Below are 12,026 nucleotides of genomic sequence, written 5' to 3'. Positions count from 1 at the left end.
CGCGTTCTCCCAGTTGGCGGCGGTAGGAGCCGGATGACCGGCCCCGCGAGGGTGTGGGCTGGGCTGAACCTAGGCGATCTCGCGGGGAAAGCACCAGCCGGACCAGGGTCGCCGGGCCCGGGCGGGCGGTGGGTCAGGCCTCCAGGACGACGGCCATGTCGCCGTAGGTCGCGTAGCCGGCCTCGAAGTCGCCCCGGGCGACGGTGAGGTGGCCGCGGGCCGGGTCGTTGATGGTGACCGCCAGGTCGGTGTAGCCGGTGACGACGACGGCGTGCTCGGCGGGGCCGGCGTACAGGACGCTGCGCCCGTCATAGGCGGTGTACGGATGGTCGGGCCGCTTGCGCCACAGGTAGTCGACCCAGACGATGGCGGGCCGACCGGCCTGGACGTGGGCGCGCAGCCGCGCGGGGGTCAGGCCCTGCCCGGTGAAGGCGACCTTCGCTCCGTAGGCACGGGCGGCGGCGGCCACCGGCGGGTCGTAGACGCCGTAGCCGGTGCCCTCGTTCTCGGAGCCGTCGGGGTCGCCCACGAAGGCCTTGAACGGGTCGCCGGAGTTGGGCCCGTCGTGCCCGAACTCGCCGTGGACCCGGTCGACGCCGATGCGGTCCAGGATCTGCTGGTCCTGGACCGCGATCCCGTGCGCGGCCAGCATCATGCGCAGCGCGGCGGCCTCGCAGTCGTTGCCCAACTGCTGGTAGTACAAGGGAACCTGGACAGTCCTGGTGGTTCCGGCGGCCCGCGCCGGGGTGGTGCCCGCCCCCAGGGCCAGGAGTGGTGCGGTGAGGACCGCGAGGCATGCTGCTGCTCTGGCTCTGGCTCTGGCTCTGGGGCGGCGGGCCGGCCGTCTGGTGCTGGTCATGCCCTCGACGCTAGAAGGCTGATGAAGATGTTGGGTTCTGGCCCCGCCGCGTGAGCGGTGGGGCCAGACTCGTCTTGTGGCGATGGGGGAATGGGTCGGGGAGACGGTCGGGCCGGATGTCTGGGAGACGTGCCGGGGGTTGATCCCGACGGGCAGCGTCTTCGCGTTTCTGGCCGAGCACCGTGGTGAGTTGTTCCCGGCGGTGATGTTCGCGGACATGTATCCGTCGGCGAACGGGCGGCCGAGCATGCCACCGCAGATTCTGGCGGCGGCGGTCACGTTGCAGGCGCTGCACGGACTGTCGGACTTCGAGACGGTGCAGGAACTGCGGTGCGACCTGCGATGGAAGGCCGCGTGCGGACTGGGCCTGTACGACATCGCATTCGACCCGTCGCTGCTCGCCTACTTCCGCCGTCGGCTTGCTCGCTCCGCCCGGCCGAACCGGATCTTCGAAGCCGTTCGAGAGGTCGTCAAGGCCACCGGTGTCCTCAAGGGCAGGCACCGCCGGGCGCTGGACTCCACCGTGCTGGACGACGCGGTCGCCACCCAGGACACCGTCACCCAGATCATCGCCGCCGTCCGCGCGGTGATCCGCGAGGTCCCCGGGGCCGGCGAGGTGGCAGCAGCGCAGTGCACCGCCCACGACTACACCGACCCGGGCAAACCCCGCATCGCCTGGAACGACTCCCAGGCCCGAGCCGACCTCATCGACGCCCTGGTCGGCGACGCACTGCGGCTGCTGGGCCACCTGCCCGACCAACAGCTCGGCGAGAAGGCCGCGAACGCGGTCGGCCTGCTGGCCCTGGTCGCCGGACAGGACGTCGAACCGGCCGACGACTCCGACGGCCGCGACGGCCGCTGGCGCATCACCCGGGGCACCACCCACGACCGCACGGTCTCCACCGTCGACCCCGAGGCCCGCCACGTCCACAAGACCCGCAGCCACTACCAGGACGGATACAAGGCCCACCTCGCCGTCGAGCCCGAGACCGGGTTATACACCGCCGTCGCCCTGCGGCCCGGCGCCGGAGCAGAACACCACGAGGCCGTCATCGCCCTCGACCTGCTCGCCGACGAGGACGCCCCGGTGGACGCCTTCGGCGACACCGCCTACTCCACCAGCGACGCCCGCCAGGCCCTGGAACAGGAAGGGCACCGGCTGTTCCTCAAGCCGGCGCCGCTGAAGACCGCCGTCCCCGGCGGATTCGGCCTCGACGACTTCGCCATCGACACCGCGGCCGGCACTGTGACCTGCCCCGCCGGCCACACCGCCCCGCTGTCCGAGCCGTCCGGACAGCACATGCAGCGCAAGGCACTGTTCACCGGCCAGTGCACCGGCTGCCCTCTGCGCGAGCGGTGCACTACCGCCAAGACCGGCCGGATCGTCACCATCCGGCCGCACCACGATCTTCTCGCCACCGCACGCCACCAAGCCGCCACAAACCCCCACTGGCAAGCCGCCTACCGACGATGGAGACCACCCGTCGAACGCGCCGTCGCCTGGCTCGTCGCCCACGGCAACCGCAAACTCCGCTACCGCGGCACCATCAAGAACGACACCTGGCTCCACACCCGCGCTGCCGCCCTCAACCTGCGAACCCTGATCAACCTCGGACTCGCCCACACCGACAACACCTGGCACCTCAACCCGGCCACCGCATAGCCAGAGGGGCCACCCGGCCAACCACCGGACAGCCCCTCAACAAGATCTTCATCAGCCTTCTAGGGCCTGTCCGGGCGATCTTGTCGGATCAGCGCGCGGTGTCGGGCGCCCGGCTGGGCGTGCGCCCGGATCGTCCTCGTACCGGGTCGTACTTGGATGATTCGGGCGTGCGTCCAGGCGGGATGCCCGGCGTCACGCGCCCGGCAAGATCGCCCGGACAGGCCCCTAGGTCCGGTGCGGGGCGGCCGCAGCCGACGGGGGGCGGACGGGTGAGCGGGGCCGAGGCACCGTCAGCCCCGCGGTCCGTCGGCTCAGCGGGCCTGGCGCAGCTGGTGGCGGTCGGCCCAGGCGCTGATGGCGGCGGCGATCTCGGTGGGCCGGTCCTCGGGGGCGTGGTGCCCGGAGGTGCCGCAGGCGACGGTGTCGAGCGCGGCGATGTGGGTGGCGCACCAGTGCGCCATGCGCTCGTCGATCAGCAGGGTGGGCGAGCCCTCGAAGGTCAGCAGCAGCTTGGGGACCTCGGTGCTGTCGGCCAGCCAGGCGTCGTACGCCTCGATCCGGGCGACGAGTTCGGCGGGCTCGCCGTCGAGCGGGAGCTGGCGGGCCCAGGCGAGGATCGGGCGGCGGCTGTCGCGGGTGGGGTAGGGGGCGAGGTAGGTGTCCAGGTCCGGGCCGGTCAACGGGGTGAGCACGCCGCCGGTGAAGGCCTGGCGCACGAAGAGGAACTGGTCGAGCACCAGCTCCTCGCCCACTCCGGGGGTGCGGAACGCCTCGGCGCGCTTGCGGGCCTGCGGCGAGAGGTCGTCCCAGGCCATCGGCTTGACGATGGTCTCCAGGAAGGCCAGGCCGAGCACCCGCCCGGGGTGCCGGGCGGCCTGGTCGAAGGCGAGCGCGCCGCCCCAGTCGTGGCCGACCAGGATCACCTGGTCCAGGCCGAGGGCGTCGAACCAGGCGTCCAGGTAGCGGGCGTGGTCGGCGAAGTCGTAGGCGAGCTCGGGCTTGCCGGAGCGACCCATGCCGATCAGGTCGGGCGCCAGCAGTCGGCCGGGACCGACGGCGGGCAGCACGTCGCGCCACAGGTGCGAGGAGCTCGGGTTGCCGTGCAGGAACACGATGGGCGTGCCGGTGCCGAAGTCCTCGTAGTGGATGGTCGAGTCGAGCACGGCGATCTCGGGCATGGTGGGTCTCCTTGTCGTCAGTGCAGGGGGGCGGGCGGGGTGTCGAGGTCGAGCGGGGCGTCCAGCAGGGCGGTCAGGTCGCGGACGAGCCCCGCGGTGCGCGGGTCGTCGCGCCCGCCCAGTGGCGCGAGCAGTCGGTCCAGCAGCAGTTGGACGGTGGCGATGGCCGGCCGTACCGCCTCCTGCCCGCGTTCGGTGAGTGCGAGGCGCACGGTGCGGCTGTCCTGGGGATCGCGAGTGCGCTCGATGAGCTGCTCGGCCTCCAGGGCGCGGGCCAGTTTGGAGACGTAGAGCGGCTCCAAGCCGGTGTGGTCGGCCAGTTCACGCTGGCTGGGGGCGGTGCGCGGGGTGGTGTGCGCCATGCCGGACAGCGAGGCCAGCAGGACGTACTGGGCGTGGGTGAGGCCCAGCGGCGCCAGCGCCCGGTCGACGGCGGCCCGCCACTTGGTGGACAGGCGCCAGACCAGGAAGCCGGGGGTCGGACCAATCGGTGTGTTGCTCACGGGAGATACAGTACATGGCAACTATGTCCATGGCTACTATTTGGCCCGGGTGGCGCCGCGCGGGACGGCGCACGAACGGTCGGCCGCTCAGCGGCCGCGGTGGACCAGGGCTGCCAGTGCCTCGGCGCTGTCCACCTGCCGCGCCGTCCCGTTGAGGAGGACGGCGGAGAGGGTGACGGGGTCGGACCACTCGATGACCAGCCGGTCACCGCCGCGGCTGTAGAGGTTGCGGCCCCACACGGCGGCGCGTCCGATGAGCTCGGGGAAGGCGGCGGGGGACGGCGAGGGGGCGCGCGACCAGCCCGCCCTCGCGATCTCCAGGTCCCAGAATCCAGGGCCGGCAAGCATCAGACCTCCTTGGCTGCTGTCGACACTATCCGTGATCGTGGTGGGCCGCGCATCGCGGGTCCGGGGCCTGGCCCGCGCCGGGGTGAGCGGAGGTGGTGGCGTGGGCCACCGTGCGCCGACGGAGTGGTCGAATCTTCCGAAAATAGTTGCTAGATTGCGCAACTGTGCAACCGGTGCGCTGCCACGCGGCGTCCTTTCAGGTGACCGACCCGCTGCCGTGGTGCGGTCCTGAGTAGGCCAGTGCCGGTGTTGGGCGGCGCCGATGAACGAGGACGTACAGGTGACCAAGATGCCGGAGAGCGGTTCCGGAAGGCGGCGGCGTGCCGACGCGGGCGGGGCGGGCAGTGCGGACGGCGCCGGGGGCGGCCGTGCCGCGGCCCGCCGAGCCGGCCGCAGGCCCAAGCGCAAGGGCCTGCGGATCCTGGCCTACGGCACGGCCGGGCTGGTGCTGGTGACGGCGGGGACCTTCGGCTACGTCTACGAGGAGCTGAACGGGAACATCAAGCACTCGGCGCTCTTCGCGGGCACCTCGGGCGACGCGGGTCACGAGAAGCCGGACGCTTTCGGGCGCACGCCGATCAACATCCTGGTGATCGGCTCGGACACGCGGGACAACGCCGCGGACTGCCAGATCGGTGGGGACTGCGGGCCTGGGGCCAACGCCGACGTCGAGATGGTGCTGCACGTGTCGGCGGACCGCAGCAACGCGACGGTGATGAGCATCCCGCGCGACACGATGGCGGAGTTGCCGGCCTGCACGGACACCGAGAACCACACGTCGATGAAGGCGCACCGGGACATGATCAACAGCACCCTGGACTACGGTCCGGGGTGCACGGTGGCGGCGGTGCACCAGCTGACCGGTATACCCATCGACCATTTCATGATGGTCGACTTCACGGGTGTGGTGCAGATGTCGGACGCGGTGGGCGGGGTGCCGGTGTGCGTGGACAACAACGTCTACGACCCGTACTCGCACCTGAAGTTGAAGAAGGGCAACCACACGCTGCAGGGGATGGCGGCGCTGGAGTTCGTGCGCACCCGGCACGGTTTCGGCGATGGTGGCGATGTGGGGCGCACGGTGGCGCAGCACATGTTCCTGTCCTCGATGGTGCGGCAGTTGAAGAGCGCGGGGACGTTGACGAACCCGGCGGCGGTGCTGTCGCTGGCGAACGCGGCGACCAAGGCGCTGACGGTGGACAACGGGCTGAGCGGGATCCCGCAGCTGGTGGGGCTGGCGGACGACCTGAACAAGGTGCCGACCGACCGGATCACGATGACCACGATGCAGAACGACCCCGACCCGACGAATACGCAGCGTGTGGTGGTCGACCCGGCGGCCAAGAACCTCTTCAGCGCGATGATCAATGACCAGTCGCTGACCACCGGGGACGGGAGCAAGTCGTCGGCGGCGGCGCAGGCCACCTCCACGGCGAACCCGGACGCCTCCTCGGCCGCGCCGGCGCCTGCCGCTCCCGCCGCTCCTGCGTCGTCGGCGGCGGCCGCCGCGGGGGCGGGGGCTGGTGCGCCGAAGAAGGAGATCGCGGTGCACGTGAAGAACGGCAGTGGGGTGGCGGGTCGGGCGGGGGATCTGGCGGAGGCGTTGAAGACGGCGGGGTACAGCTCGCTGACCTCGGCGACCAACGCGACGGTGAGTGCGGCGGTCAGCGAGGTGACGTACACGGCGGGTCGGGAGGCGGACGCGCAGGAGGTGGCGGCCTCGGTGGGGTTGCCGTCCTCGGCGGTCAGGCCGGGTGACGGTCCGGGGATCACGTTGGTGATCGGCAAGGACTGGACGGCCGGGAGCACCTTCGCTGCCGCGCCGGCGGGCGCGGGCGGCGCGGCTTCCCCGACGGCCCCGGCGCCGGTGAACACCCAGGCGGCGCTGACCAACTCCGAGGCGCAGACCGCGGACGACTCCAGCAAGTGCGCGCAGGTGAGCACCCAGGACACGGTGACGATCAACAACATCGGGATGAACCCGACCAAGGCGTACGAGAAGAGCCCCGGCGTCCCCGACTCCGCCCCCTGAGCCGCTCTCCAGGGCCCCGATCGTGCCGGCGTCGGGGCCCGGTTGATCTACAGTGCTCGGGTCAGCAACCACACCGCGAAGACCCGAGGAGGACGTGCGAGTCATGTCGACTGAGACGTTCGAGTTCCAGGTGGAAGCACGCCAACTCCTGCAGATGGTGATCCATTCGATCTATTCGAACAAGGACGTGTTCCTGCGCGAACTCATCTCCAACGCCTCGGACGCGCTGGACAAGCTGCGGCTGGAGGCGCTGCGCGACGATTCGCTCGGCGTTGACGTGTCGGACCTGCACATCGAGCTCGACGCCGACCAGGAGGCCCGCACGCTGACCGTGCGGGACAACGGCATCGGCATGTCGTACGACGAGGTGAAGCAGCTCATCGGCACGATCGCCAACTCCGGTACCGCCAAGTACCTGCAGGACCTGAAGGGGGCCAAGGAGGCGGGCGACACCGAGGGCCTGATCGGCCAGTTCGGCGTCGGCTTCTACTCCAGCTTCATGGTGGCCGACGAGGTCGTGCTGCTGACCCGACGGGCCGGCGAGAGCGAGGGCACCCGCTGGACGTCCAGCGGTGAGGGCACCTACACGCTGGAGAGCACCGCCGAGGCGCCGCAGGGGACTTCGGTCACGTTGCGGCTGCGCCCGGTGGACACCGAGGACCAGCTGCACGACTACGCCGCGACCTGGAAGATCCGCGAGATCGTCAAGCGCTACTCGGACTTCATCACCTGGCCGATCAGGCTGGCCGCGCCCGCCACGGACGCCACGGACGCCCCGCCCGCCACGGACGCCCCGGGGGCGGACGGCGAGGAGCAGGCGACCGCCGCCCGCGAGCCCGAGACGCTGAACTCGATGAAGGCGCTCTGGGCGCGTTCGCGCGACGAGGTGTCCGAGGCCGAGTACCACGAGCTGTACAAGCACATCAGCCACGACTGGACCGACCCGCTGGAGACCATCCGGCTGCAGGCCGAGGGCACCTTCGAGTACCAGGCGCTGCTCTTCATCCCCTCCCGCGCGCCGCACGACCTGTTCACCCAGGGCTACCAGCGCGGCATCCAGCTCTATGTGAAGCGCGTCTTCGTGATGGACGACTGCGAAGCGCTGATGCCCCCGTACCTGCGGTTCGTCAAGGGCGTGGTGGACGCCCAGGACCTGTCGCTCAACGTGTCGCGCGAGATCCTGCAGCAGGACCGCCAGATCGAGCTGATGCGCCGACGGCTGGCGAAGAAGGTGCTCTCCACCGTCAAGGACCTGCAGGCCAAGGCCCCCGAGCGCTACTCGGTCCTGTGGCGCGAGTTCGGCCGGGTGCTCAAGGAAGGGTTGATCACCGACGCGGAGAACCGCGACGCGATCCTCGCCGGCTGCTCCTTCGCCTCGACCCGCGACCAGGAGGAGCCGACCACGCTGAAGCAGTACGTCGAGCGGATGGCGCAGGGCCAGGAGCACATCTTCTACCTGACCGGCGAGTCCCGGCAGGCCCTGGAGAACTCCCCTCACCTGGAGGCGTTCCGGGCCAGGGGCATCGAGGTGCTGCTGCTGACCGACCCGGTCGACGAGGTCTGGGTGGACGCGGTCCCCGGGTTCGACGGCAAGGAACTGCGCTCGGTCGCCAAGGGTGACGTGCCGCTCGGCGCGGACCAGGAGGAGCAGCAGGAGGAGCGCGAGCAGCGGCAGCAGGAGTACGCGGGCCTGCTGGCCTGGATGACCCAGCGGCTCGGCGAGCAGGTCAAGGAGGTGCGGCTCTCCGCCCGCCTGACCGTCTCGCCCGCCTGCCTGGTCTCGGACACGCACGACGCGACCCCGGCGCTGGAGAACCTCTACCGCGCGATGGGCCAGGACGTCCCCCGGGGCAAGCGCATCCTGGAACTCAACCCCGGCCACCCGCTGGTCACCGGCCTGAACGCCGCGCACGCCCAGGAAGCCGAGCACGAGGCGCTCGCCGAGGCGGTGGAGCTCGTCTACGGGATGGCGCTGCTCGCCGAGGGTGGTCAGCTGGACGAGCCGTCACGCTTCATCAAGCTGATGGCGGACCGCCTGGGGCGCACACTGTAAGCACCCGGCACCGCACTGCCCAACGGCGTGCCCGACCGCACTGCCCAACCGCACTGCCCCGGACCGCCCCGCGCCCACCTGGCGCGGGGCGGTTCCGCTGTGCGGGCCACTACTGCCGCGCCGGCGCGGGCCGTTGGTGAGTGTCGAGTCCATCATGCCTGTTCAGCGGCGGGTGCGGTAGGACGTAGCGCACCCCGCTCCGCCCTTGTCCGCCCCCGCAGGCGGCCCGCAGACTCGACGCATTCACCCTGCGGCCCACGGGTCGGCGCCGGTCACCGGGCGCCGGCGCGCACGTCGTGCTGCCCGGCCGCCGGCCGGGTCGGGGCCGAGGGGTGCGAGGCGATGGGGGAACGATGGATCAGCATGTCGTGCTGCGGGCGCGGATGCGGCTGCTCAGCGCCGACGAGTGGGTGCTGAGCGGGCCGGACGCGCTCTGGGTCTACCGGGCGCTGAACGAGGTCAGTCCCCAGGTGTACGGCGCGAAGCTCGCCCACGTGCTGGTGGTGGCCAGCAGGTTCCGCCGGGTGCGGGAGCTGCCCGAGGCGCGGGCGGCACTGCTGCGGGAGGCGGTGGAGGCGGCTTCGGCGCTGGCGGCCGGCGCGCGGTTCCGCGACGCGGTGCTCGCCGACGCGCTGGCGGCGCTGGCGGCACTGGAGGCGCCCGTGTTCGGGGGTGACCCGCTCGGAGTAGGGGAGGCGCCACAGGGGTGACGGCGAGGGGGAGCGGTGGCGGACGGCGAAGGCCGGATCGAGCAGCTTGGTGGAAGTCGGCAGCCTGGGGGACGTCGGCAGCGTTCCCTATCCGGGCGAGGCGGCGACCGGGGGCAGAGGGAGGAGGGCTGTGACGCATCGTCAGCGGCCCTTGTCGGTGCCCCGCCGTAGGGTGCGACCGCGAGGTCGGACGGTCCGGGTTGCGGGCCCTCCTCTGCGGGTCGGTCCACAATGGAGGAGCGGTCGGGCGCGATGATCCCGGAGCGGCCGGGCCGTCCCGCACCGCTTCCCGGTGGTTCACCCGGTGGCCCCGGTCCCAGTAGTGGCAGTCCCCGATCGATGAAGGAGCAGCGCCCGTGCGCATCGTGATCAGTGAGTTCATCAGCCTCGACGGCGTCGTGCAGGCCCCGGGCGGCGCAGAGGAGGACACCGACGGCGGCTTCGCCCACGGCGGCTGGTCGCACCCGTTCTTCGACCCGGAGGTGGTGGGCGGCGCCTTCAACGACGCGCTCGGCAAGGCCGAGGCGCTGCTCTTCGGCCGCCGCACCTGGCAGACGATGGCCGCCGCGTGGCCCGAGCGGGCCGGTGACCCGTTCGCCGACCGGATGAACGCCATCCCGAAGTACGTCGTCTCCCGCACCCTGGGCGAGGCCGCGCTGACCTGGCAGAACACCACCGGCATCCCCGGTGAGCAGGCCGTCGCCCGCCTCCGCGAGCTGCACGAGAAGGACGGCGGCGACCTGCTCGTCATGGGCAGCCCCACCCTCGTCCGCACCCTGCTGAGCGAAGGCCTGGTCGACGAGCTCCGACTCATGATCATGCCGGTGCTCCTCGGCGGCGGAAAGACGATCTTCCCCGCCGACGGCGGGCGGCGGCCCCTGGAGCTGGTCTCCTCGGTCGACAGCAGCACGGGCACCAGGGTCTGCACCTACCGCCCGGTCCCCGAGAAGTAGTCCGCGGAGCCGGACCGGTGGGGCGGGGGCGCCCGAGAGGTGGTCGCCGGAAAACTCTCCAGAAATCGCTCCCGCCAACTCGTCACACTTCCGCGGCGCCCCGGGTCATAGGGATGTTGAACGCAGCACCCAGCCGGAGCGAGCCAGCCCCGGCAGCCACTTCTCATCCGGGAGCACTCCGTGTCCACCTCTTTCGTCGTCGTGACCCTGCTGGCCGCCGCCCTGGTCTCCTTCTCCGCCGTCTCCGTCCTGCTGCGCGCGAAGTGGGTCGTGGAGCCGCTGGCCGAGTACCGCATCCCGCAGACCTGGCTGCCGTGGCTCGGCGCCGCGAAGGCCGCGGGGGCGGCGGGCCTGCTGGCCGGCCTGCTGGTGCCCGCCGTCGGCCTGCTGGCCGGGATCGGCCTGGTGCTCTACTTCTGCGGCGCGGTGATCGCCGTGGTCCGCGCCCGGTTCTACGGCCACATCCCGTTCCCGCTGATCTACCTGGCGCCGGTGGCCGTCGCCCTGGCGCTGCGGTGACGCGGGCCCGGTCGCCCGGGTACCGAACAGGTCAGCAGAACTCGCCGTTCCCCGCGGCGGGCGCCAGGGTGAGAGCCACGAGGCCGCGCCCGACCGGCCCGCATCACACACCCGGACGGAACGATGACCCGCACCCCTGGCTCCGCGCCGCATCCTCCCCGCCAGACCCAGCACCGCCCGCGTCCCGGCAGGACCTGGCCGGGCGTGCTGCTGGTCGCCGCCGTGGTGTCGACCTCGCTCGCGCTGGCGGCGTGCAGCAGCAGCTCGACGAGCACGACCGCGCCGTCGAGCGCCACACCGAGCTTCTCGCCCAACACCGCCTCGTTCTCGGGGCAGGCGCCCTCGGCCGTGGCATCGCAGGCCTCGTCCGCGCTCTCCGCCGTCGCCTCGGCGGCCTCCTCCGTCTCCTCCGCCGCGGCCTCCTTCGAGGCGTCGGTCAACGCACGGGTCTCGGCCGGCCAGGCGCAGGCCTCGGCGACCCTGGCGGCCGTCTCCGGCACCGGCAACGCGGTCTCCGACATCACCATCACGGGTGTGCCGAAGGCGCAGTCCGCCGGCCTGAACGCCGCGGTGGTGACGATCACCAACCGCACCGGCTCCACCGCCTCCTACGCGGTGCAGGTGGACTTCGTGGACCCCTCGGGCAAGACGGTCGCCAGCGACATCGTCAGTGCGAGCAACCTGGCGCCGGGCGCCAGCAGCAGGCCGCTGGTGTACACGGACCAGCAGCCCGACCAGCCGCTCGCGCCGAAGCTGGCGAAGGCCGAGCGCTACTGAGCTCGACCCCGCGGGCTCCCGTCGACCACTGGCGGGGGCCGCGGGCAGAAGACCTCCCCGCCGGGCTCCCGGCCCGCGGGGAGGTCTTCTGCCCGCGGGGTGCGGGCCGGTTCAGCGATGGCCGTCGTCGAGGACGTGCACATCGGCCTCGGCGGCCGCGCGCCTGACCGCGTCGACACCGCGCTCCGCCCCGTTGCGGGTCGGGTAGGACTCCCCGACCGCGACGATCTCGCCGTTGCCGGCCTTCAACCTGAACCGCCAATGCTGGGCCCGGTCCTCGTAGACCTCGAAGTGCGCCGACACAGCAACCACCTCCTGCACAGACCAGTTGGACGCCCCTTCTGGCACCGTACGCGCACCGCCCCCCACCGGCACGCCCGCGCGATCGATGTACAGAATGCTTGACATCACGTCGGGGCTGCTCGACACTC

12 protein-coding genes are annotated in these 12,026 nt (G+C 71.7%); 7 read left to right on the top strand and 5 right to left on the bottom strand.

From position 1 onward, the window contains the following. Positions 1–133: 133 nt before the first annotated feature. Positions 134–859: a C39 family peptidase gene (locus OG455_RS38700; protein WP_266301447.1), complete on the bottom strand. Its 726-nt coding sequence runs from the start codon at positions 857–859 to the stop codon at positions 134–136. Positions 860–941: 82 nt separating this feature from the next. Here OG455_RS38700 and OG455_RS38695 point away from each other — a divergent pair, with 82 nt between their 5' ends. Then, positions 942–2,522: an IS1182 family transposase gene (locus tag OG455_RS38695; protein WP_266300803.1), complete on the top strand. Its 1,581-nt coding sequence runs from the start codon at positions 942–944 to the stop codon at positions 2,520–2,522. A 311-nt stretch (positions 2,523–2,833) separates the two neighbouring features. Here the strand turns inward: OG455_RS38695 and OG455_RS38690 are convergent, their stop codons facing one another. The 3 genes from OG455_RS38690 to OG455_RS38680 all read right to left on the bottom strand — a co-directional run bounded on the left by OG455_RS38690 (position 2,834) and on the right by OG455_RS38680 (position 4,551). After that, complete coding sequence (locus OG455_RS38690; RefSeq protein ID WP_266301446.1) at positions 2,834–3,700, bottom strand: haloalkane dehalogenase; 867 nt, start codon at positions 3,698–3,700, stop codon at positions 2,834–2,836. 17 nt (positions 3,701–3,717) lie between these two features. Next, complete coding sequence (locus OG455_RS38685) at positions 3,718–4,203, bottom strand: MarR family winged helix-turn-helix transcriptional regulator (protein ID WP_266301445.1); 486 nt, start codon at positions 4,201–4,203, stop codon at positions 3,718–3,720. A gap of 87 nt (positions 4,204–4,290) precedes the next feature. Continuing rightward, entirely contained in the window at positions 4,291–4,551 is a 261-nt protein-coding gene (locus OG455_RS38680) for a hypothetical protein (protein WP_266301444.1), read from the bottom strand. Positions 4,552–4,840: 289 nt separating this feature from the next. On the opposite strand from OG455_RS38680, the gene OG455_RS38675 reads away from it, so the two are divergent. The 6 genes from OG455_RS38675 (at position 4,841) to OG455_RS38650 (ending at position 11,595) form a co-directional block, all read left to right on the top strand. Next, positions 4,841–6,583, top strand: a complete 1,743-nt coding sequence (locus OG455_RS38675; protein WP_266301833.1) for an LCP family protein — start codon at positions 4,841–4,843, stop codon at positions 6,581–6,583. Between the two features lie 103 nt (positions 6,584–6,686). Then, on the top strand, positions 6,687–8,636 hold the full coding sequence (htpG, locus tag OG455_RS38670; RefSeq protein ID WP_266301443.1) for a molecular chaperone HtpG: 1,950 nt from the start codon (positions 6,687–6,689) through the stop codon (positions 8,634–8,636). A 353-nt stretch (positions 8,637–8,989) separates the two neighbouring features. Further along, on the top strand, positions 8,990–9,346 hold the full coding sequence (locus tag OG455_RS38665; RefSeq protein WP_266301442.1) for a hypothetical protein: 357 nt from the start codon (positions 8,990–8,992) through the stop codon (positions 9,344–9,346). 356 nt (positions 9,347–9,702) lie between these two features. Then, positions 9,703–10,299 carry a dihydrofolate reductase family protein gene (locus OG455_RS38660; protein ID WP_266301441.1) on the top strand — a complete coding sequence of 199 codons (597 nt, stop codon included), beginning with the start codon at positions 9,703–9,705 and terminating at the stop codon, positions 10,297–10,299. Positions 10,300–10,479: 180 nt separating this feature from the next. Continuing rightward, the gene (locus OG455_RS38655) at positions 10,480–10,818 is read left to right on the top strand and encodes a DoxX family protein (protein ID WP_266301440.1); all 339 of its coding nucleotides are present in this window, start codon (positions 10,480–10,482) and stop codon (positions 10,816–10,818) included. Positions 10,819–10,941: 123 nt separating this feature from the next. Continuing rightward, positions 10,942–11,595, top strand: a complete 654-nt coding sequence (locus OG455_RS38650) for a hypothetical protein (RefSeq protein WP_266301439.1) — start codon at positions 10,942–10,944, stop codon at positions 11,593–11,595. Between the two features lie 111 nt (positions 11,596–11,706). Here OG455_RS38650 and OG455_RS38645 read toward each other — a convergent pair whose 3' ends face one another. Further along, complete coding sequence (locus OG455_RS38645) at positions 11,707–11,898, bottom strand: DUF1508 domain-containing protein (RefSeq protein WP_266301438.1); 192 nt, start codon at positions 11,896–11,898, stop codon at positions 11,707–11,709. Between the last annotated feature and the right edge of the window lie 128 nt (positions 11,899–12,026).

The organism is Kitasatospora sp. NBC_01287, from assembly GCF_026340565.1.
Taxonomy (GTDB): domain Bacteria; phylum Actinomycetota; class Actinomycetes; order Streptomycetales; family Streptomycetaceae; genus Kitasatospora.
The sequence above is the reverse complement of the archived record's forward strand: the minus strand, read 5'-3'. Positions and strand labels throughout refer to the sequence as shown.

Excerpts from the sequence above, each read along its gene's own strand:
- OG455_RS38650 (WP_266301439.1), top strand. The coding sequence starts at position 10,942 with ATGACCCGCACCCCTGGCTCCGCGCCGCATCCTCCCCGCCAGACCCAG.
- OG455_RS38675 (WP_266301833.1), top strand. The coding sequence starts at position 4,841 with ATGCCGGAGAGCGGTTCCGGAAGGCGGCGGCGTGCCGACGCGGGCGGG.
- OG455_RS38680 (WP_266301444.1), bottom strand. The coding sequence starts at position 4,551 with ATGCTTGCCGGCCCTGGATTCTGGGACCTGGAGATCGCGAGGGCGGGC.
- htpG (WP_266301443.1), top strand. The coding sequence starts at position 6,687 with ATGTCGACTGAGACGTTCGAGTTCCAGGTGGAAGCACGCCAACTCCTG.
- OG455_RS38700 (WP_266301447.1), bottom strand. The coding sequence starts at position 859 with ATGACCAGCACCAGACGGCCGGCCCGCCGCCCCAGAGCCAGAGCCAGA.
- OG455_RS38695 (WP_266300803.1), top strand. The coding sequence starts at position 942 with ATGGGGGAATGGGTCGGGGAGACGGTCGGGCCGGATGTCTGGGAGACG.
- OG455_RS38665 (WP_266301442.1), top strand. The coding sequence starts at position 8,990 with ATGGATCAGCATGTCGTGCTGCGGGCGCGGATGCGGCTGCTCAGCGCC.
- OG455_RS38690 (WP_266301446.1), bottom strand. The coding sequence starts at position 3,700 with ATGCCCGAGATCGCCGTGCTCGACTCGACCATCCACTACGAGGACTTC.